The organism is Sorangium sp. So ce381 (genome assembly GCF_051473845.1).
GTDB classification, from domain to species: Bacteria; Myxococcota_A; Polyangia; order Polyangiales; family Polyangiaceae; genus Sorangium; species Sorangium atrum.
In genome coordinates this window covers 12890179-12910068 of the sequence record NZ_CP150336.1, presented here as the reverse complement: position 1 = coordinate 12910068, position 19890 = coordinate 12890179, and the positions used below count along the sequence as shown (strand labels likewise).

The 19890-nt window shown below is 69.8% G+C and carries 18 protein-coding genes and 1 pseudogene; 5 read left to right on the top strand and 14 right to left on the bottom strand.

All coding sequences use genetic code 11. From position 1 onward, the window contains the following. The first annotated feature begins 29 nt into the window (after positions 1-29). Together WMF29_RS48590 and WMF29_RS48585 are read left to right on the top strand one after the other, a co-directional pair. Entirely contained in the window at positions 30-959 is a 930-nt protein-coding gene (locus tag WMF29_RS48590; protein ID WP_272096984.1) for an FHA domain-containing protein, read from the top strand. A gap of 223 nt (positions 960-1182) precedes the next feature. Continuing rightward, on the top strand, positions 1183-1839 hold the full coding sequence (locus WMF29_RS48585) for a hypothetical protein (protein WP_437326820.1): 657 nt from the start codon (positions 1183-1185) through the stop codon (positions 1837-1839). Between the two features lie 90 nt (positions 1840-1929). On the opposite strand, the gene WMF29_RS48580 is transcribed toward WMF29_RS48585, so the two are convergent. From WMF29_RS48580 to WMF29_RS48540, 9 genes and pseudogenes are all read right to left on the bottom strand, one after another. Continuing rightward, positions 1930-2778 carry a mechanosensitive ion channel family protein gene (locus WMF29_RS48580; RefSeq protein ID WP_437326819.1) on the bottom strand — a complete coding sequence of 283 codons (849 nt, stop codon included), beginning with the start codon at positions 2776-2778 and terminating at the stop codon, positions 1930-1932. Positions 2779-2862: 84 nt separating this feature from the next. After that, the gene (locus WMF29_RS48575; protein WP_437326818.1) at positions 2863-3519 is read right to left on the bottom strand and encodes a hypothetical protein; all 657 of its coding nucleotides are present in this window, start codon (positions 3517-3519) and stop codon (positions 2863-2865) included. A gap of 301 nt (positions 3520-3820) precedes the next feature. After that, a pseudogene (locus WMF29_RS48570) lies at positions 3821-4123 on the bottom strand (hypothetical protein); the annotation flags it as partial. A 382-nt stretch (positions 4124-4505) separates the two neighbouring features. Then, positions 4506-6215 carry a cytochrome-c peroxidase gene (locus WMF29_RS48565; protein WP_437326817.1) on the bottom strand — a complete coding sequence of 570 codons (1710 nt, stop codon included), beginning with the start codon at positions 6213-6215 and terminating at the stop codon, positions 4506-4508. A 373-nt stretch (positions 6216-6588) separates the two neighbouring features. Beyond that, complete coding sequence (locus tag WMF29_RS48560; protein WP_437326816.1) at positions 6589-6936, bottom strand: hypothetical protein; 348 nt, start codon at positions 6934-6936, stop codon at positions 6589-6591. 390 nt (positions 6937-7326) lie between these two features. Further along, positions 7327-7554, bottom strand: a complete 228-nt coding sequence (locus tag WMF29_RS48555) for a hypothetical protein (protein ID WP_437326815.1) — start codon at positions 7552-7554, stop codon at positions 7327-7329. After that, positions 7551-8129, bottom strand: a complete 579-nt coding sequence (locus WMF29_RS48550; RefSeq protein ID WP_437326814.1) for a sigma-70 family RNA polymerase sigma factor — start codon at positions 8127-8129, stop codon at positions 7551-7553. The genes WMF29_RS48555 and WMF29_RS48550 overlap by 4 nt, the downstream gene beginning before the upstream one ends. Next, positions 8122-9027 carry a helix-turn-helix transcriptional regulator gene (locus WMF29_RS48545; RefSeq protein ID WP_437326813.1) on the bottom strand — a complete coding sequence of 302 codons (906 nt, stop codon included), beginning with the start codon at positions 9025-9027 and terminating at the stop codon, positions 8122-8124. The genes WMF29_RS48550 and WMF29_RS48545 overlap by 8 nt, the downstream gene beginning before the upstream one ends. Before the next feature lie 116 nt (positions 9028-9143). Then, positions 9144-10229: an RNA polymerase sigma factor gene (locus WMF29_RS48540; RefSeq protein WP_437326812.1), complete on the bottom strand. Its 1086-nt coding sequence runs from the start codon at positions 10227-10229 to the stop codon at positions 9144-9146. Between the two features lie 351 nt (positions 10230-10580). Here WMF29_RS48540 and WMF29_RS48535 point away from each other — a divergent pair, with 351 nt between their 5' ends. Genes WMF29_RS48535 through WMF29_RS48525 form a run of 3 tightly spaced genes read left to right on the top strand, consistent with a single transcriptional unit; the run spans position 10581 to position 14802 of the window. Beyond that, positions 10581-11573 (top strand): PEGA domain-containing protein, encoded by a 993-nt coding sequence (locus tag WMF29_RS48535; RefSeq protein ID WP_437326811.1) that lies wholly within the window; start codon positions 10581-10583, stop codon positions 11571-11573. A gap of 30 nt (positions 11574-11603) precedes the next feature. Then, on the top strand, positions 11604-13232 hold the full coding sequence (locus WMF29_RS48530) for a hypothetical protein (RefSeq protein WP_437326810.1): 1629 nt from the start codon (positions 11604-11606) through the stop codon (positions 13230-13232). A gap of 37 nt (positions 13233-13269) precedes the next feature. Next, entirely contained in the window at positions 13270-14802 is a 1533-nt protein-coding gene (locus tag WMF29_RS48525) for a hypothetical protein (protein ID WP_437326809.1), read from the top strand. Positions 14803-14808: 6 nt separating this feature from the next. Here WMF29_RS48525 and WMF29_RS48520 read toward each other — a convergent pair whose 3' ends face one another. The 5 genes from WMF29_RS48520 to WMF29_RS48500 form a co-directional block, all read right to left on the bottom strand. Next, positions 14809-15930, bottom strand: coding sequence for a hypothetical protein (locus WMF29_RS48520; RefSeq protein ID WP_437326808.1), 1122 nt, complete (start codon positions 15928-15930; stop codon positions 14809-14811). A gap of 345 nt (positions 15931-16275) precedes the next feature. Beyond that, positions 16276-16818, bottom strand: coding sequence for a hypothetical protein (locus tag WMF29_RS48515; protein WP_437326807.1), 543 nt, complete (start codon positions 16816-16818; stop codon positions 16276-16278). After that, the gene (locus WMF29_RS48510) at positions 16815-17234 is read right to left on the bottom strand and encodes a hypothetical protein (protein ID WP_437326806.1); all 420 of its coding nucleotides are present in this window, start codon (positions 17232-17234) and stop codon (positions 16815-16817) included. The genes WMF29_RS48515 and WMF29_RS48510 overlap by 4 nt, the downstream gene beginning before the upstream one ends. Positions 17235-17602: 368 nt before the next feature. Next, positions 17603-18418, bottom strand: a complete 816-nt coding sequence (locus WMF29_RS48505) for an ExeA family protein (RefSeq protein WP_437324082.1) — start codon at positions 18416-18418, stop codon at positions 17603-17605. Beyond that, positions 18415-19785 (bottom strand): DDE-type integrase/transposase/recombinase, encoded by a 1371-nt coding sequence (locus tag WMF29_RS48500; RefSeq protein WP_437324083.1) that lies wholly within the window; start codon positions 19783-19785, stop codon positions 18415-18417. The genes WMF29_RS48505 and WMF29_RS48500 overlap by 4 nt, the downstream gene beginning before the upstream one ends. Between the last annotated feature and the right edge of the window lie 105 nt (positions 19786-19890).

Here is a 19890-nt window from a genome sequence, read left to right as displayed (position 1 = left end):
GGTCGGCGACGCCATCTTACGCTGTATCCATGGCGGTCTTGAAGCATGAAGCCCACGGCCTTCGCGTGACGCTCCCGGCGCGCGCGCGGGTCGGCCGAGCGCGCGACTGCGCCGTGCGCCTCCGGGACCGCTGCGCCTCCGGCGAGCACGCCGTCCTGTTCTGGGACGGGGCGCGCTGGTGGATCCGCGACCTCGGCAGCACGAACGGCACGCACGTCGGCGGCCGGCGGCTCACGTCCGCCGAGCGGGTCGCGCTCGACGCGGGGGCGGAGCTCGTGTTCGGCGGCGACGCCGAGCGCTGGACCGTGGAGGAGGCCGGCGCGCCCGTCACGAGCGCGCGGGCCGAGCTCACCGGCGAGGTGCGCGCGGCGGAGGAGGGCCTGCTCGCGCTGCCGGACGCCGCCGATCCCCGGGTGACGCTCTTCGAGGATCAGCACGGCGTCTGGCAGATCGAGATCGACGGGGCCACCCGCCCGGCCGTCGATCAGGAGCGCATCGAGGCCGGCGGCGCCTGGGTCCTGCGCGTCCCGCCGCAGGCGCTCGACGCCGCCGTACCGACCACCGCGTCGAGCGCGGCGAGCCCCAAGCTCCTCGGCCTCACCGTCCTGCGCTTCGAGGTGAGCCACGACGAGGAGCACATCGCCGTCTCCCTGGTGCAGGGGGAAAAGGTCATCCAGCTCGCCGCGCGCGCCCACCACGAGCTGCTCCTCATGCTGGCGCGCTCCCGGCTGCGCGACCGGGAGAGCGGGCTGCCCCCGGCCGAGCGCGGGTGGCGCTACGTCGACGACCTGCTCGGCAAGCTGCGGCTCGACCTCCATCACCTCAACGTCAACGTCTTCCGCGCCCGCCAGCAGCTCGCGCGCGCGGGGGTGCTCGACGCCGGCTCGCTCGTCGAGCGCCGGACGACGTCGCGGCAGATCCGGCTCGGCACCGAGGCGCTCGAGGTGATCCGGTACTGAACATCGGGCCGCGGCCGGAGCTCGCCGGCCCTCGCGCGTGACCGCCTGTCATCGACGCCGCGGCCGGGAGGATCCAGCTTTCCTGGCGTCGACGCCGGGTGAGGCCGCGCGGGTCGCGCGCCGTGAGCGCGCGCGTGCCGCCGCCACCGGAGCGCGGGCTGGACAGGGTCCGCGCGCTGCGATCGATGCTGTCGAGATCGTCATCCCAGGAGAGAGCGCAACCATGAGCAACGATGCAGACTCAACGTTCGGTGCGCCCGCCGCCGGCGCTTCCCATTCGACGCGCAGCCCTGCGAAGGCCAAACCGGGCTCCGGTGTGATTGCCCAGATCCCGCCGGACGTGAGGCTCAGGATCTTTTCGACCGTGGATCTCGTCCGGATCGTGGCCCTCGGGGTCAACGGTGTTTCCAATGGCCAGCTCACCTTCCAGGCGCAGACCGAGTACTGGCGGTGGGCGAGCGCCCTCACCTTCGCGAACACATTGAGCTTCACGTCCGAGGTGATCCCGAGCTTCACCGCGCCGGCGCTCGACGCGTTCCTGGACGTCGTGAGCCCGAGCAACCAGTTCACGGCCCCCCGGAACCCGACCCAGGGCGACTGGACGCAGGGGACGCGTACCGTCCCGGGGACCTGCACCGGGTACCTCTACCGGTTGCCGAGCCCCGACGACAGCCAGGTGAAGATGGGAGTCCTGTTCGAGAAGGACAACCAGACATCGGCCCTGATGGCGGCCGCCTGGTACGTGAAGACGCAGGCGCCGAGCAACGGCCTTGCGTTCAACAAGAAGATCTTCACGAGCACGCTGACCCGGGTGAGCGGCACGCACCCGAACGCCATCGAGGTGGGCACCTGGTACTATCTCCTGATGGGCACGCCCTGACCTCGGGCAGGGGCGAGGGGCAGCGGGGCGGGGTCGCCTCCGGGGCCTCTCGCACGAGCCGCGCGGGCCGCCTCGACCGCGCGGGCCGCCTCAGAGGAGCGGGGTAGATCGCCGCTCCGGATCGCGAAGGGGGATATGCAGCTCGCGCTGGGGCATGGGGATGACGATCCCCTCCGCGTCGAGCCGCTCCTTGAAGTGGCGCGTGAGCTCGAGCCGCACCGGGAAGAAATCGGCGGGGAGGGTCCAGGCGCGGACGAGCAGGTTGACCTTCTCGTCCGCGAGCTCGACGACGTCGACCGACGGCGCCGGCGCCGGCAGCACGCGCGGCTCGTTCGAGAGGACGTCCCGCAGCGTGGCGATGGCGTGAGCGATGTCGGCCGTGGCGCTGACGCCGATCGTGAGGTCCATGCGCCGGCGCTCCGCCCGGGTGAAGTTCTGGATCTTGGCGGACCGGACCTTGGAGTTCGGCAGCATGATGGGGACGCCGTCGAAGCTCGTCAGCTTGGTCTGGAACACGTCGATGGCGTCGACGATGCCGGAGGTCCCGTCGACCTCGATCGCATCGCCGACGTCGAACGGACGGAGCACGAGCAAAACCAGCCCGGCGGCCACGTCCGACAGCGTGTCCTTGAGGGCGAGGCCGATGGTCAGACCCGCGGCGCCGAGCACGGCGAACAGGCTCTTCGTGTCGACGCCGAAGCGCTCGAGCACGGCCATGGCGGTGACCGTCAAGACAGTGAGTCGGCTTACACTGGCCAGCAACGGGACGAGGGTCGCGTCGATCTGCGTCCACTGCTTGCCGAGCGACCGCACGCTCCGCGCGGCCCAGGCCGCGGCCGTCCACCCGACGATCGCGATGAACAGCGCGCTCGCGACGCCGGGCCCGTGGCTCTTCAGGAGCTCGATCGGCGTGCCCCACGTCGGAATCCCCTGCTCCACTGCGCATCCTCCTCGGCTTCGACGCCGCGCGCGGCGCCGCGCGCAGCCCTGCGCCGGGCTGTCTCCGCGCGCGGCCGGCGGGCGTCAACCCGCGAACGTGACGAGGCGGCGGAGCCGCTGCGCCGCGAGCTCCACGCCGTTCGCGAGGCCCCGGAGGAGGTGGGCCACGCCGTCGTCCTTCGCCGCCCGCATGGCGCGCATCGGGCGCGCCGCGAACCACGCGAGCTCGTCGGCGACCGCCTCGACGAGGGGCCTGCGCATCGAGAGCCACCGCGCGCACCACGCGGCGAGGGGCGTGTCGCCCTCCACGGTCGCGACGTACTGGAGCAGCTCGACGAGGTCGACGCCGTGCCGCATCCCGAGCAGCGTGCCGCGGTAGGACCTCTCGGTGCTGAGCAGGTAATCGGCGAGGTGATCGCGCAGGGCCGAGAAGGCCTCGCCCACCGTGCTGCCGCCCGCGCTGATGGGCAGCTCGCGCTCGCGGAGGAGCGGGAGGATCTCCGCCAGCGCGGCCTCCGCGTGGGTCGATACCGCCCGCATGGCGTGCGCCGGCGGCACATTGCCGAGGCGCTCCGCCTCGATCCGCGGATGGATCATCGCGGAGCGCTCCGTCTGAAACAGCTCCCGGACGAGGCTCGTGAGGAACGCGCGCCCTCGCCGGCTCTCTTCCTGCGGCCCGGATTCGTCCCCCAGCAGGCCGCCCTCGCCATTCGTCGCCCCGTTGCTCTGAAGTTCCTGCATGGTTGCCCCCTCTCCCCTTCTCACCGGGACGTCAGGACCCGCTCGCGGCGCGCCGCGCTCCGGTCTTCGCCCCCGAGGTCGTCTTGCGCGAGGCCCCGCTCGCAGCGCGCCGCGCTCCGGTCTTCGCCCCCGAGGTCGTCTTGCGCGAGGCCCCCGCCCCGCCGCGGCGGGCCGTGCCCTGGGCGGCGCGGGAGCGGCCGCTCGTGGACTTCGTCGCGGTGCTGCGCGAGCGAGCGCTGGACGCGGAGCTCTTCTTCGCCCTCGCCGGCGCCTTCTTCGCGGCCGTGGACCCTCCGGCGCTCGCCGCGGCGTTCCGCTTGCGGGTCGCCGCCGCCTTCTTCGCCGCCGCGCTCTTCGCGGCAGCAGGCCGCGCCTTGGACGCGGCGCCTCCCTTGCGGCCCCCCTTTCTCGCCGGCTCCTTGTTCACGGGCTTGCCCACCCCCGAGCCCGATTTCTTCCCCCCGCCGGTCATCTTGTTGACGGTCGCCCAGGCCCGCCGCTCGGCCTCTTCATCGGGGACCCCGCGCTTCTCGTATCCCTCTTCGATGTGCTCGGCCTGCCGCTTCTGCTTGGTCGTGTAGCTCGATTTGTCGCCTCTAGGCATGGTGCCCTCCTTGCGCCTGCTCCACCTCGCGGGTCGGCGGCTTCGTCGGAGACGCCGGCTCGCCCCGTTGTGGGAGCGTGAGAATCGCGAGAACGCGCGAACGTGGGAACGTGGGAACGTGCGGCAAAGACAGACCGTGCGTGTGGCCCGGGTCCATCGAGCCGCGATGTCGGTTGCGTCGGTTTCGATGAACGAGCAACGGCTGTGCCGTCGGGAGCGCGGCGCCGGCCGCCGGCGGCGCGTCCGGGCCGGGCGCCCCGTCACACGCGGTTTTCCCGCTGCGCTGGTTGCCGGGTGATGGGGGCTCGTATCGTGGCAATCGGCCCCGGATGTCGAGGAACGCCTCGGTCGTACCGCGCGAGGAGCGCGGCGTGCCGGAGGCTCAGAGGGTCTCGAGGTACGCGACCAGATCGTCGAGCTGCGCTGAGGTCAGGCCGGAGACGTCACCGTGCTTGTCGCCTCCGCACAGCGGATCGAAGCGATCGCGGAGCGTCGCCGCGCAGCCGTCGTGCATGAAGGGCGCGCGCCCGGAGATGCCGAGGAGCGAGGGCACCTGCAACCGCTCGCCCTTGCCCACGTCCTCGTTCCGGTTGTTGGTGAGCATCGGGCCACCGTGGCAGTCCGCGCAGGCCACCTTCTTGTCGTGAAAGAGCACCTCGCCCCGCGCCGCGGCGGCGTCGTCCTCGGGCGGCGACGCCGGGAAGGCGGGCAGGCTGTCGAGGTAACGGGCCATCAGATCGAGCCGCCGGGCGCCGGGCTGCTGGCCGCCCATGCGGGAGACGAACACCTCTCCCATCAGGCCCGCGAGATCCTGCAGGTCGCCGCTCCAGTGGAGGGGCGCCGTCTTCAGGATGCCGCCGCCCAGCGCCTGCGTCCGCCGGAGGCCCACGGGATCGAAGTCCCACGTCCGCCCGTCCTCGTGCCCTTCGGGGTGGCACGACGCGCACGCCACGGCGCTCACGGCGTTCGGCGGGCGGTGGAACATCTCGTGGCCGGTGTCTTTCACGCTCTCGCCCGGAAGCGTGATGATGCGCCCGCCGACCACCTCCAGGGCTGCCGGCTCGCGCAGCTGCACGACGATCTCGCCCCGGCCGTCGAAGGCCACGGCGACAGGCTGCCCGCTCAGCACGTTCGCGGTGACCTCGGGGCTGCAGCTGGCCGTCTCGGCGTCGCGCTCCAGATTGTAGACGATCGCGCTCACGACGGTGCGTCTGCCGGCCCCCACGATGGCCATCCGCACGCCGTCGGGCGCGACCGCGATGTCGACCGGCAGCGAGACATTCTGGATCGCGGCCGCGGGCAGCGACGCGCTCGATGTGTCAGGAACGTCCGCCGGGTCGATCCTGCTGACCGCGGCGTGCACGATGTTCCCGTCGCAGTCGGCAGACTGGTAATAGCCCCCTGGGCTGAGGGTGACCTTCGACGACATCGAGCGCTGGTGCACCATCAGCGCACCTCCGCCTGCGAGCGGCGCCATGCGCCAGGCCACGGACGGCGCATAGTCCGAGTTGGCGAACCCGTTCGAGTGGAAGACGGGGAGCGTGCGGCGCGAGAGCACCGCGCCGTCGGGGCCCACGACCAGCGTCTCCGCGGACCTGAAGCGGCTGACAAGGAGCCGGTCGCCCTCGACCACGACGTCGCGCAGGTCGGGGTCGAGGCGGAGCTTCCGGACGGCGGGGCCGCCGGAGGCCGGGAGCGTCACGAGCTCGCCGCCGGCGCAGGCGACGTGGATGGCGTCGAGCGAGGCGTCGTAGGCGACCCCGCGCGGCGCGCGGCAGACCTCTCTGCGCGCGATGACCGACCGCGCCTCGACATCGAGGGTCACCACCGCGCCGGCGCGCCGGAGCGCCACGTGGACCCGGCCGCTCGCGTCCTCGACGAGGCGCCCGGGCTCGTCGCCCCGCTCCAGCGGCACCTCCGCCGGCTCGCCGCCCTGGAGATCGACGATCCAGACGCGATCGCGGTCGGCGTCCGCCGCCACCGCCGTGTGACCGTCGCTGGCGACGATCAGCGTTCCGCCGCTGATGGCCGGCGGTGGCACCTCCGTCACCGTGATCTGCTGATCAGGGTCGTCGACATTCACCCCGGTCACCGGGTCGGGATCCCCCGGGCCGCACGCCGTGAGAGCTGACGAGAAAACGCCCGTGGACAAGAGCCCTGCCATGACAAGAGAACCAGAAAGGGGCAGACGCATGGGTTCCTCCGTTCGCCGCGCGCGCGAGCTCAGCAAGAAGGGTTCCAGGCAGATGTCGAGATTTGGACGGCGGCGATCCCGCGGGCGGCTGGGCGCGCAGCGCGGCACCGGAGAACGGCGCGAGAAGGGGTGTTCGCTGGCGTGGTGCGAAGGATGTCGCGCGGCAATGGTCCATCAAGGCGCCGGCGGGGGCGTGACGAATAAGGAAGAGGGCCCAGGTTGCAGCCTGAGCCCTCGGTGGATGCTCGGTTCCGATCAGGGCGTTTCTGGCTCAAACCGGCGCATCGTCGTTTTCGAGCGGATCTTCCTCATCCGGCGGCGCTCCGCCGGTGCTGCCACTTCCAGCGCTGCCGCTGCCAGCGGCGCCGCCTCCTCCGCCGGGCGTCTCGGTCGCCTTCTTCCTGGTGCTCCGGCTGAAGAGCCGCCGTGTCGCGATGGGCACGAGGCGCGGAATGGTCGGATCCTGCTCGTTGGCGCGCTCGAACACCCGCACGATCTGCTCGAGGAGGATCAGGTTGATGCCGTCGGCCCGGTCGAGATCGCCGCGAGCGTGGGATCGTTGTCGTCGGTCTCTTCGGGAGGAGAGATAGGTTTGGCCATCCGCGCAGGCTATGTGCACACGGAACAGAATGTCGAGGGGTCGTCTCGGCCCATGGCGCCTGCCAGCGCCGGCCTAGGCGCGCCCGTGGATGGCGACAGGGGGAGGCGCCAGGCGCGAGGGCGACGCGCAGGCGCGCGGCGCGGAACCGTCGGCATCGCGGCGGAGGGCGTCGTCATTCCGGGAGGGGGCCATCGTCATCTGAGGTGGACGTCGTCGTCATCCGCCCGGGAGGCATCGGCATCCGGCCAGGACACATCGGCATCGGGGCCGGGGCCCGCCGGCATACGCCCGGAGCCCATCGTCATCCGGCCGCTGCCCTTCGGCATCGGGCGTCGAGCCATCGTCATCCGGCCCTGGGACGTCGTCGTCGAGGCTGGAGCCCATCGTCATCCAGCGGCGAGCTCGTCGTCATCCGAGGTGGAACCTGTCGTCATCCGGCGGAGGCCCGTCGGCATCCGCTCGCCCGCCGGCGTCGCACTCGCCGACGCCGCCGCGACCGCCGGGGGACATGCTGCCGTCGGGATACAGCGTCACCGTGGGCAAGGCTCCGTCCATCGTGAGAGCGTCGATTGTTCGCTCGGCCTCGTCGTCGTCGAAGTCGCGCCGGAAGTGAACAACCAGGCCTTTGATGTTCATTGCGGCCCGACTCTCCGGGCGAAGTCCTCCATCGTCCCCCGAAGCGCGATGATGTCGCGGAGCGCACCGATGGCCTTTGTGCGTCGCCTGTAGAGCGTGGAGAGAGGTAGTCCCGCGTCTTCTGCCACCTGGGCCATCGGGATCCCGTCCAGATCGTGTGCCACGAGAACAAATCGCAGGTCCGGCTCGAGCTCGTTCACTGCATCGATGGTGCCGGCCCTGATGTCGTCCGATTCCATCACAGCAGCGGCGTCCGGCGCTGGATCGAGCACATCGATCCGATCGACGAGCTCCTCCTTCCGGCGCTGCGCACACCGGTGGTAGTGCGACGCGACATGGACGGCGATCGAATTCAACCAGCGTTCTGGCCTGCCGCGCGTCGGATCGAACCTGGGCCAGCTCTGCCAGGCGATGAGCCAGACTTGGCCTGCGACGTCGCCACGATGGCAGAGTGGGACCCCCAGCCACGCCAGCCAGCGCAGCACGGAACGCATCAGCATGGGACAAAACAAGCGGGCGTGCGCGGCGGCACGTTCGTCGTTATTCGAATGCGAGGCTTGGCTGCGCTCACCCATGGCTCCCTACTCCGGGGAGTGTCGTGTTCAGCGGCGAGCGCTCGGCTTCCTCCCATTCCTCCCAATCGGACCCGCTGGCGGTGCTCGCCGCCCCTTCGTCACGCTGTAGTGGAAAGCTCGTCAGCGTGGCGGCGCGACGTGCGAGCTCCGATCCCATCGCGGCGCGGGCAGGGAGCGGCGACCGAAGCCGCGGCAGTGGAGGCGGCGGGAGCTTCGCCCGCGGGCTCTTGGCCGCAAGCTCGGGAGACGGCACCACGGGCGGAGGAACGTCGAGCGCAGGAGGAGGCATCGTCGGCGGAAGCGGCGGCACCGAGGTCGGCCCGGGTGACGACGGCGGACGCGCAGAGCTCTCGCGCCTGGTGACGGGTTCGCCGACCGGGATCACCACCGTCTCCTCCGCGTCCGCTCGATGGTCGTCGTGCAGCCGCCACAGGCGCTCCCAGTACCGAGCAGGCGTCCCGGTGAAGGCCTCCAGCTGCCGGGCAAGGCCGGGCGTCATGGGAAGGTCGCTCCTGAGCAGCCGCTCCACCTCCCTCGGCGATAGTCCGGTGCACTCGGCCAGCTTTCTCCTCCATGAAGGCATCGTCGCGCAGAACGACTCGAGGACCCTGCCTGGCCAGGGGACGAGGCGTGAGCGGGCGTCTGTCAGCTCCGCGAGCGCCGCGTCGACATGACAGTCCAGGAGGCGCCGGTACCGATCTCGCTCGACCGCTGCCTGCTCCCTCGCATCGATGAGGGCTGCGTCCTCGGCATCATGCGCGTGCTCGCGCGCCTCGCGAAGCCCGCGCTCGCGTCCCAGCGCTTCGCGCGCGGTGACCGCGAAGCCGATCGCGACGCACGCGATCATCGCGAGCCCGAGCGGCGAGACGAGCCACATTGCACCCAGCATGTCCTCCATGTTCCCTCCTGAACCGTGAGCATTCCTGTCCGACGCACGGCGGAGCTCGGCCTCGTGCTGCCCGACGACAGCACCGACTCCGCCGCTGGCTTAGGTGTTGATGGACAGCCGACCCGTCAGCGAAGCTGCCTGAGCATCTCTTCGCGCTCCACGGCGAGCCGACCGCGCGGGAACTCCTCCGCATGTGCCTCGAGCAACCGGTGCGCCTCGAGGTCCGCCTCTGGGCTGTGAGCCTCGATGGCCGTCCGGGCCTGGCTGATCAGGCTCCTCTCGCGCGCGCTGATCGCCTGCTTCGCGGGCGTCGTCGAGGACGACGCACGAGGAGCAGCCGTTACCGACGGAGGAGGCGTCGTGCTCGCCCCGGCGCCATCCTGTCCGGCGCCGCGCTCCACGGGGAGCGCAGCGGCCTGCGCTGCAGGTGATGCGGAGGACGTCCCCGTCTGCCCGGCGCGGCGCTCCGCGGGGAGCGGCGCGGAAGCCTGCCCCGACAGCGCGGGCCAACCGTCATCGAGAGCCGATCGAACCCACGCCTGTAGCGTGGACGAGGAGGTCACGGCAGCGACCATGGCGCTCATGAGCACGACGCTCGCCCCCTGCGCCAGGAGCCTCCAAGTCCAGCGGAGCAGGGAGCCAATCCATGCCCGGCGCGGAGTGAGCCCGAACGGAACGACGCAGGGGGTCTCGTCCCATCCGCGCGAGCGTTGCTTCGCCCTCCGGCGTTGCGCCGCCTCCTCCAGCTGCTCGCGGGCCCGCCGGTGCAGCGTCTTCACGGCGTCAGGGTGAAGCCCAAGCTCCACGGCGATCTGGGTCAGCGGGATCTCCTCGAGATCGTGCTTGATCAAGATGTCCCGGTACCTCGGCTCGACACCGTCGATGAGCTCCCACAACACGGCTTCCCGCTCGCGCCACCTGAGCAGCTCTTCCGGCGTGGGGTGCTCGTCGTGAAGCTCGGGGTCGTGAGACGGCGTGAGCACCTCTCGCCGGCGGCGCGCGCTTCGAACATGGTCACGCGCCTGGTTGGCCGCGATCGCGACGCGGTACGGCGCCGGGTCCCCGCCTGCCTCGATCCGCCCCTCCGCGTCGAGCCCGCGCAGCAGCGCGTCCTGCGCGACGTCCTCGGCATTGCGCGCCGGGACCCCGAAGCGCCTCGCCAGGCGCCGGAAGAGCTCGAAGCTGCTGAAGGTCCCCGCTGGATTGCCCATGCCGGTAGCACGCCTGAGCGGCCCTCCCGGGGTCAGAAAAGTGAACGGTCCGGGTCATTTTGGTAGGACAACGTCCCCCAGCACGCCACCTGCGCGCGCGCACAGCGCTCGGCGCCCAGGTAGAGATGGCAACATTGCTAGCTCGCGCTGCAATTTCTCACGGCAAACGCAGGCGCATGGCGATTTCACCCCCCATTGACGCCGAGCAGTTGACGCAACTACCGTCGTGACATGCGTTGCGCTCCACAGTTCCTCTCGATTCTCCTTGCGGTCGGGGCATCGACATGGCTCACGAGCGCAGCGCGCGCCCAGGGCGGCCCATCGACGACAAGGTCGGGAGAGCGCTCGACGGTGAAGGACCATGTTCGCCGTGGCCAGAGGGCGCGCGCGGCGGGGCAATGGACCGAGGCACACGCCGCCTACAAGGCGGCATTCGACGCCGCAGACCCGGAGTCCACCACGGAGCGTGAGCGCGCGGAGATTGCCGGGGAGCTCGGCCTCTGCGAGGTCGCGTTGGGCAAATACCGCGACGCGGCCGAACACCTCGCGTGGAGCCTCGAGCAGCGCGAGGCTCTGCCGGCCGCTCTGCAGAAGCGATTCGAGGAAGGGCAGCGCAAGGCAACACCGCACGTCGCGAAGCTCCGTGTCTCCGTCGACCCGCCGGACGCCGAGGTGTTCGTCGATGGCAAAGCCGTCGGCCGCATCGCGCGCGTCTATACGCTGTTCGTCGAGCCGGGGCTGCACATGGTGCGGGCCCGAGCGCCGGGCGGCGAAGATGCGTTTCAGTCCGTGCGCGCCGTGGCGAAGGCGGAGCACGAGCTCTCCCTTCATGTGTCGCGCGCGCCGGTGAGCAGCGCCGAGGAGGGCGCGCCGGTGTCACCGAACGAAACACTGCGACCTCTGAGCGCTCCGGCGGCTGCGCAGGCGCGACCTGCGAGCCCATGGGCTTCCTGGCCGGGGACGGCGCGGATCGGCGGCATCGCGGTGACGACGGCGACAGCGGCGGCCGGCGCGGTCTTCCTCCTGCGCGCTCACGTCGTCCATGGCGATCTGCGGGAGCGAGACGTCACGCTTCGCGCGCAGGGGTGGACGTCGCATACGTGCCGGGAAGCCAGCGCACCAGCGGCGTGCGCCGGCATTCGTGACCAGGTGAACGAGCGGGATCTGTTCGCGACCCTCGGCAAGGTGTCGCTGGCGACGAGCGCCGTGTTCGGCGTGGCGACGGCGGCCTCATTCTTTACGGAGGTTGCCTTTTTCGGTGGTGCGCCCAAAGCCGCCGGCGTCCGCCTCGTGCCGCTGGCGACGAGCGACCGGGCGGGTGTGCTCGTCGAGGGAGCCTGGTGAGGGGGAGGCGAGGTCATGCGTTCTAGATCGATGGGTCGCAGTCGAGAGGTCCTCCGTTCGCTGGCGCCTATCGCGCTCGGTCTGGCAGGCGCGGCCGGGAACACCGGCTGCTACTCCGACAGCTGTGCGGACAGCTACTGGTGCGAGGTTCCGCCGCCGGAGCCGTCTCCTTGCGACGGGGATCCGAAGACGGCGACGGCGCTCGATATGTGCGGCGTGTTCGTCAGCGAGCAGGGAGACGACAAGAGCCCCGGTATCAAGGGAGCGCCGGTCAAGACGCTGCAACACGCGATCGGGCTTGCCGCGCACGGGCGAGGCCACGGCGAGGAAGCGACCCGGCGGGTGTACGCGTGCGGCGGATTGTTCGAGGAGGCCATCTCGCTTCCCCAAGGGGTCGACCTCTGGGGCGGTCGTCTGTGTGCCAGCGGCGACTGGTCCTATGGAGGGCCGCTCGACGAGCAGAGCGCGTTGACCGTCATCGCGCCGCCCGTGGGGATCCCGGTGCGGGTCATCGGGGGGGACGACGATGCGGTCATCGCGGAGGAGGATGCGACGTCGGTGATCTTCGGCGTGCGTGTCGAGGCGGCCGACGCCTCCGCGAGCGACCACAAGTCGTCGATCGCGATGATCCTGGAGCATGGGACCAGGGCGATCGTGCAATCGAGCGTGATTCTCGCAGGCGACGGCAAGGATGGAGAGCCGGGCGAGGACGCGCCGAGTTACCGCGCGAACGCCGGCGTGGTTGGGAACGACGGCGCGGACGCCTGCACCGCGAACGTGGTGCCGGGCGCCCTTCCGGTCGTGACCGTATGCGACGACGGCATCGAGTCGAGGGGTGGCGAGGGGGGAGATGGAGGCCCCGAGATGGGCGGCGACGGGACCTCAGGACTGCCGGAACCGGTCAGGAATTCGGACGAGCAGGGCTTGGGCGGCGTCGGCGGGTCCAGCATGCCGTGCAAGGATGGGGAACAGGGAGCAGTCGGCGCCGACGCAGAGCGCGCTGCTGGAGCGGCGGGTGCTGGCCTCCTGGACATCTACGGATGGGTCGGCGTCCGCGGTCAAGACGGGGAGAAGGGCGGCGTCGGCCAGGGCGGCGGCGCGGGTGGCGGCGGCAAAGGGCGCGACGCCACGGTGGCGTGTCCGGCAGGTCGCGCCCAGGCCGGTGCGGCCGGCGGATCGGGGGGCAGTGGCGGCTGCGGGGGCAGAGGGGGCCAGGGGGGCGACTACGGCGGCGCGAGCATCGGGATCGTGGCACTGCAGAGGAGCGACCTCACGATCAAGGACAGCAAGGTCCTCGGGGCCAAGGGCGGCGATGGCGGGGTCGGCGGAACGGGCCAGTGGGGAGGCTCTGGCGTTTCCGGCGGCCTCGGTGGGAAGCACCCTTTGAACGACAGCTGGAACGCGTGCCGCGGTGGAAGCGGCGGCGACGGCGGTCGCGGGGGCGATGCCGGCGGCGGGCTCGGGGGCCACTCGCTCGGCATCGGCTCCGTGGGCGCCTCCGTGGCCATCTTGGAGACGTCGACGGTCTCGCCCGGACAAGCCGGCAACGGTGGGCGCGGCGGCAATGCAATCCCGGAAAGTGAGCTCGGCCAGGGGCGAAGCGGGACCGCGGCGTTCTGGTACCGGTTCGATGCGCCAGACCCGGAGCCGCCTCAATGAACCGCCCTGTGCTGGCGTCCCCCCTCCGGAGACGTTCATGAGAAAGAGCACCGCTGCTACCTTCGTCCTTCTGTTGTCGCCGTGGGCGGCCGGCTGCGGAACCGCTCCCGGCGTGAACGACCCTGGCGTCACGCCTTGTGAAGGCACCTCGTGCGAGGACGAGCCGCCCCCGGAGTCGGTCTGCGTCGAGCACGTCGCCGCCGGTGTCCTCGACGACGGCTGCGGCGTGTTCGTCGCCGGAGCCTACGGTTTTGGCGACGACAGGAACCCTGGCACGAAGGCGAAGCCGGTGTTCACCGTCGAGCACGCCGTCGAGCTCGCGCGCGCTGGACGAGGACGCGTGTTCCTTTGCAACGATGGATTCGTCGTGGAGCAGATCAGGGTGCCCTCCGGCGTGGATCTCCTCGGGGGCTTCCACTGCCGGAAATGGGAGCGCGACCCCCTGCGCCCGTTCACCCTGTTCAATCCCGAGCGGGTCTTCGGTCCCATGGTGATCGTCGAGCCCTCGGCCCCCGGGGACACGGGGGCCGCGGACGGGGTCTCGACGCTCGCCGATCTCCACGTCCCGAGCTGGGGCCCGGTCGGTGTGCTCGCTCAGTCCAACACCGCGGTGGAGATCCTGCGGAGCGAGATATCCGCCAACGGAGGGGGTGGAAACAGACACGGCGAGAGGTGGCCGACCAAGCAACCGGACGGGCCGGATGGCATGTTCGGTGGGGACGCATGCTCGGCGGCCGTCGTCGCCGGCGGGCCTGCGCCCGTGAACCAGTGCGAGAGCGGGCTCACGAGCGTCGGCGGCAAGGGAGGGGACGGGCTGCCCGACAGCGCCGAGGATGGAGCCGACGGGGAGCCCGCCGATGCTCCGCCCTCGGGACGCGGTGGTACCGCAGAGCAGGACAACGTCAGCAGTTGCTATCCCGGATCCCAGGGGGGCCCGGGGGCTCCGGGAACACAGGGCGCACCGGGCAAGGGCATCGGGCGCCTCACCGAGACAGGATGGGAAGGCGACACGGGGGGCGAGGGGACGTGGGGCACGCCGGGCCAGGGCGGCGGCGGGGGCGGCGGTCGTCGGGGCGGGCTCGCCCGGTGCGGCGCGGCCTCCAAGGGAGGCCCAGCAGGAGGCTCGGGAGGGGCCGGCGGTTGCGGGGGCCGAGGAGGCCGCGGGGGAGGGAACGGTCAGCCGTCCATCGGCGTCCTCGCGCTCCACGCCCGGGTGACCGTGCGCGACACCAAGATCACGGCGGACTTTGGCGGCAAAGGCGGCGATGGCGGGCCACCCCAGGACGGCGGCCGAGGCGGTCGAGGCGCACCGGGCGGAACGCTCGGGAATGAACTCGCCGCCTGTTTCGGACGCGAGGGCGGCCAAGGAGGGCCCGGCGGCTACGGCGGCCCGGGGCGCGGCGGCGACTCGATCGGCATCGCCTACCTCGACGAGGATCAGCTCACGCTGGAGGGCGTGACCATCGAGACCGGACAGCCGGGCAAGGGCGGCACCAGCTGGAACCACGATGGCAGCACGACGGTGGGAGAGAGCGGCGAGGCCCACGAGACGCTGCGGCTTCCCGAATAGCCGAAGTCACGTCATGGGAGGATCGGCGCGGAGATCGGCGACCGACTCCACGGGCCAGCTCGCCAGGAAGCTGGAAGCCCAAGCGACCATGGCGGCCGGCGGCTCGCCTTCACCGTCCCACGAAGCGACCAGCGCTTCGAGCTCGCGCTTGGCCGCCATGGCGCGGAGAGTCTTCGGCGATTCGTCGTGCGGACGCATGCGCGCAAGCTCCTCCAGCATCTTGTCCTTGTGCAGGAAGCCGTCTGTAGATGCCGACCAATAAAGCCCAAACGACTGTCGGCATGGCTCCGGCATCTGCTGAATCATCCTGGGCAAATCGAGCAACATTCCGATCTGGTAGTGCGCGCGGAGCACGGTAAGCACTGTAATGAACCGTTCTGTCAGGCTACTCGGGTCGAGCGTCACGACCGCCCCGCTCTCGGGCGGCGACGGCTCCACCCACTGATTATCTATGGTGAAAAGGCAATCGTACAGCGTCGCGCCGCGCATGCTAACCACCACGTCCGGCACGAGCGTGGTACCGACCTCCGGTGGCATGGGCTGACAACCGAAGGTCGACTCGATCTCATGGGCAATCCACGTCGCGTAAGGTCGTTCGTCTGGCGCCAGATCGAAGGTGAACTCACGTCGTGTGACGGTCGCGCTATGTAGCCTCTCATCATCCGGGTTCAGTACGAGATCGGGCCCCAAAGCACCTCGTAAAATGGAGAAATTAATACCGTACGGAACCACGAAGCCGGCAGGCGGCATGACAAGATCGATCATGCGATAGCTGTAAACGACATAGTATGGGGCCAGAAAGCTCACGTGAAACCAAAGCGTTCGACGGTCAGGCGCGTTCGGTGGATCGACTGTGAACGAATAACATGCGTCACAGGCGCCGGCAGGTAGGTGGAGAGATCGATTCATGAGTAGCACGTCAGGGAATCGCTCTGATATGCGACGCCGCATGGCATGCCAGCGTTCGTCCTTGGATGCTTGGATCCGCGCAGCCACGAGCCGGGCATGTTCTTTCGTCTGTTCGCGCTGTGAGTCGTCCTGCCAAAATTGGTGCGGGTCGGGACCGCCGATCCCACGGGGGAAATATCGGCACACGATTTCCAGTAGTTGACCGACCGTGTGCTTCATGACTTGTTGACCACTGCACCAAGGTTCTTGTATTGTTCCGCGAACATCTTCTTCACGTTCGTAAAAAATTCTGAGCAAAATATGCCAGGTGGCAGCGCAAAACGACCCGTCCTCTCCATCTCGCCTGCGATCACATTCCTCACTTCAGCACTGTACATAGCCGCCTGGTGGCGCCGCGCTTCTACGTGAAGGAGATCATCCCCTGCCGAGGTGCGAGCCGACGATTTCACCCCGGCTCGCAACCGCCACGGGCGCGCGGCCGCAGGGGCGCCTCCGAGCTCGCCTCGAGCTCCTCGCCGTCCACACGCCCAACCCGGCCACGGGACGGCGGACGCCGGGGAAGGGCTATACCGGATCGACCCAAGTCCACACCTCCGAGAAGAGGCACATGTAGATCGTCGCCTCACCCATCAACACCACGTTCATCGCCACATCCGGCACCAGTTCGTTCCCGATCTCGGGCGGGATCGGCCGGTAGCCCAGGTACGTGGCCTCGATCTCCCGGGCGACCTCGCGCGCCACCGGCTCCTCCTCGGGGATACCGGGGAGGTGGATCCCATAGTATGGCCCGAGCAGGGACACGTGGAAGCTGAGCGCAGTTTCGTCGATGAGCCAGATGCGAGCCGAGTACGCCGGGTCGGCCCCCCCGGACAACAGGTGGAGAGACTCGTTTTGAAGGCCGTATCGATCCCCCAGCCTGTCGATCATGGCGTTCCACCTTGGGTACTCCGCTCGCCCGCGGTTTGCGGCTTCCACCAGGCGGCGGTGCTCCTCCGTGTCCTTGTAGACGGGCTCGTTGGGAGGCACGTAGATGCGATCGGTGTTATGCACGCCTCGCGGGTAAAAGCGGTAAACGACGTCGAGCAGCTCGGAGCGATTTGTCATCATGGATTCGTCACCCTAGCGCCGAGCCCCTTGTACTTGGATATGAACGTCGTCCGCGTCTGGTCGATGAATCTACTGCAGAATATCCCCGGGGGGAGATCGTAGTCCATGCGGTTTGCGACCTCCTCCGTGATCTCCTCGCTGAGGCTGGCTGCACGGTCAGCATCGATTTGTCCATAAATCTCAGTCCGGAGCGGCATGCCAATGGAAAAATTACAGATCCAGCTCTTGATCGGATGCGGGATAGTGAGTCTCCTGAACTCCAGGTTTACCTTGGCCTCTTGCCACCCTCCGCCTTTACCCGTGCCCGGGTCATTGATGATGACAACAAAATTAAAATCCGACGGATCGAAACCTCCGTATACCCATGGTGCCATTCCAGGTGGACACTTCGAGCTGCATGCATCGCTACAGCTCAAGAAGGTCGCTCCGTCTCCGGGGATGTCGCCGATTCCGGGGCACGGGTCTGGCGGGCTCGTCGGGCTACCTGTCGGCCGTTCCGCGCTGTCGCTGTCGCTCGGTCTCTCCTCTTCCTCTTCGAGGTTGTTGACGCTCAGGCTGATTGATGGCGTTGCGCGCCGTCTGGTTGATGGCCATCACGAGCCTGCGCGGGCGAGGTCGAGGAGGGCGATGGCCATCACCCGCGTGCACGGGCGGCGCCGCTGGGCGATGGCCATCTCCGGCGCGCGGGGGCCCTCAACGCGCGATGGCCATCGCGGCGGATGACCCGTAGGCGCCGACGGCGCGATGGCTGCCGGCGCCTGCCACGCGTGAGCGTAGACGCCGTTCAGTCGGCGTCACTCTTCACGTCGCCGATCACCCGGGCCATGACGTCCCGCTCGACGAGCTTCTTTTTCCGCCGAGCCGACTCGCGCAGCGCGGCGGTGGCCACGCGGTCGATCTCGCGCAGGCTCGAGCCGGCGGCCTCGTGCAGCGAGGTCAGCGCCTCGGAGGTAAAGAGATCGCGATCGCAACCGGCACGGCCGAGCCGCAGGCGGACATACTCGCTCGTATCATCCGCCGTCATCGGTCCGATCGACAGGCGCCGGTCGATCCGCGAGTACAGGGAGCGGTTCTTGCGCAGCTCAAGCCGGTCCTTGAGGTCGGGTAGCCCGACCAGAATCAGACTCAGCAGCGCGCGGCTGTCCCATTCGTAATTCGCCAAGATGTGAAGATGGTCCAACGTGTCCTGATGAAGCAGATGGGCCTCGTCGAGCAGGAAGACCGGGTGAATCCGCTCTCGTCCGAGGTTCTCGACGTGCGCGCTGACCGCGTAGAAGACGGCGGCTGCGGTCGCTGCAGGGGTCAGGCCGAGGGCCTGGCAGAGCTGCCGGTAGAAGTCGCGGCGCCCGAGCGTGGCGTTGTGGCAGTAGGTCAGGCGGAATCCGGCCTGCGGCAAGCGATGGCGCAGCGCGCGCAGCACGCACGTCTTGCCGGCGCCCGGCTCGCCGACGAGCAGCACCTGGGAGCGCTCGTGGACCGCGTCGCACAGCTCCTCGACGAGCTCATGTTTCGAGGGCGGCAGCCAGAGATCGCTGTCCGGGATCTCCTTGGAGAAGGGCGACTCGGAGAGCCCGAAGCATCGGACGAAGGACTCGCTCATCGAGCACCTCCCTCGGAGCTGTCGTCGGGCTCCGGGGCCTGCGGCCTTTCGCCTCCAGCCCGCAGCAGCGCCCTCGTCGGAGCGAAGTCGGTGGGGCGGCTCGGCGCTTGTGCGAGCGGACCGCCGCGTGGCGGCCGCCGGCGCCGCGCGTTCTTCGCCGGATCGAGGTGGCGGAGCGGCAGGCGCTTGCCCTCGTGCTCGACCCACGGGGTCGCGTCCGGGGCGACGTGACAATGAGCCACCGTGACGAGCTGGCCAGCCAGGTAGCCCTGGTCGAGCTCCCACGCTTCGCCGTCGATGGAGATCACATTGTCGCTGGACACGCGCCGCCGGCTGCGCTCGGTCAGCGCGGCGCGCAGCGCCCGCTCCTCGACCGCGCCCTCGCCGGCGGGCTTTTGCGCGTACAGCTTCGCGGGGCTCTTGCCCATGAGCCCGGCGTGCGGCGCCGCGTGATAACGCCGTTCGAGGAAGGCCTTGAGCCGTGCGTCGATGTCCTTGAGCGACGCGACCTCGCCGAGGAAGCTCAGGCACCCCTCGCGCAACGTCCGCCAGAAGCGCTCCATCTTGCCGCGCGCCTGCGGGTCATAGGGCTTCGCATGCAGCAGGGTGATACCGAGTCGCGAGCACGCCGTCCGGAGGACTTCGCCCCGGTAGGTGGAGCCATTGTCCAGGTAAAGGGCATCCGGTTTGCCGTGACGGCGAAGCGCGTCCACGAGCAGCCCGAGCATGTCGACCTCCCTCTCGGTCGAGTGCGCCTCGAGCGCGACGACGTAGCGAGAGGCATCGTCGAGCAAGCCATGGATGCGGACAGGCACCGTCCGACCGCCCATGTTGCACTGCGGCAGGTGGCAGACGTCACCGTGCCAGAGCGCTCCGGGCCGCTCGGCCTGCCAGCGCAGCCGTGTCTTGGGCTGTTGCTCCGAGCGCGCCGCCCGACGCGACAGACCCGCCGCCGCATACAACCGTCGCACGGTCGGCGCCGAGACCTGGCCCGGATCGATGCGCCCCTCGTCGACGAGCGCGCTCAGGATGAGCGACACCGAGGCGGCGGGATGCTCGCGCCGGATGTCGAGCAAGAGCTCGCGCAGCTCGGCGCGCAGCTCCTGCGCGAAGCCGCGATCGGAGCGCGGCTCGGGACGAAGGCCGGCGAGGCCTGCGGCGCGGTACGCATACAGCCAGCGCTCGAGCGTGGGGACCGAATAGGTGCGTGTGCTGTCGGCGCCCGGCGGCCGGAAGCGCTGGGCGCTCAAGGCGCGCAGCTCGGTGGCGAGCCGTCCGCGGCCGAGCTCGCGGTGCATGACGGGGCCGATGACCGAAGCGCGAAAGATCGCGACGGCCTCGGCGTGATCGGCAGGTCCGAGATCCATATCGAAGGGTCCTTTCTGCGCCCTGCGGCGCGGGGCCCTTGTGCGCCACCGAGGCTCGTCGAGGGAGGGATCCTCTCAGGTGGGCCTTGTTCTCTGGGCTCGTCG

Excerpts from the sequence above, each read along its gene's own strand:
- WMF29_RS48590 (WP_272096984.1), top strand. The coding sequence starts at position 30 with ATGGCGGTCTTGAAGCATGAAGCCCACGGCCTTCGCGTGACGCTCCCG.
- WMF29_RS48585 (WP_437326820.1), top strand. The coding sequence starts at position 1,183 with ATGAGCAACGATGCAGACTCAACGTTCGGTGCGCCCGCCGCCGGCGCT.
- WMF29_RS48575 (WP_437326818.1), bottom strand. The coding sequence starts at position 3,519 with ATGCAGGAACTTCAGAGCAACGGGGCGACGAATGGCGAGGGCGGCCTG.
- WMF29_RS48555 (WP_437326815.1), bottom strand. The coding sequence starts at position 7,554 with ATGAACATCAAAGGCCTGGTTGTTCACTTCCGGCGCGACTTCGACGAC.
- WMF29_RS48550 (WP_437326814.1), bottom strand. The coding sequence starts at position 8,129 with ATGGGTGAGCGCAGCCAAGCCTCGCATTCGAATAACGACGAACGTGCC.
- WMF29_RS48545 (WP_437326813.1), bottom strand. The coding sequence starts at position 9,027 with ATGGAGGACATGCTGGGTGCAATGTGGCTCGTCTCGCCGCTCGGGCTC.
- WMF29_RS48540 (WP_437326812.1), bottom strand. The coding sequence starts at position 10,229 with ATGGGCAATCCAGCGGGGACCTTCAGCAGCTTCGAGCTCTTCCGGCGC.
- WMF29_RS48530 (WP_437326810.1), top strand. The coding sequence starts at position 11,604 with ATGGGTCGCAGTCGAGAGGTCCTCCGTTCGCTGGCGCCTATCGCGCTC.
- WMF29_RS48525 (WP_437326809.1), top strand. The coding sequence starts at position 13,270 with ATGAGAAAGAGCACCGCTGCTACCTTCGTCCTTCTGTTGTCGCCGTGG.
- WMF29_RS48520 (WP_437326808.1), bottom strand. The coding sequence starts at position 15,930 with ATGAAGCACACGGTCGGTCAACTACTGGAAATCGTGTGCCGATATTTC.
- WMF29_RS48515 (WP_437326807.1), bottom strand. The coding sequence starts at position 16,818 with ATGATGACAAATCGCTCCGAGCTGCTCGACGTCGTTTACCGCTTTTAC.
- WMF29_RS48505 (WP_437324082.1), bottom strand. The coding sequence starts at position 18,418 with ATGAGCGAGTCCTTCGTCCGATGCTTCGGGCTCTCCGAGTCGCCCTTC.
- WMF29_RS48500 (WP_437324083.1), bottom strand. The coding sequence starts at position 19,785 with ATGGATCTCGGACCTGCCGATCACGCCGAGGCCGTCGCGATCTTTCGC.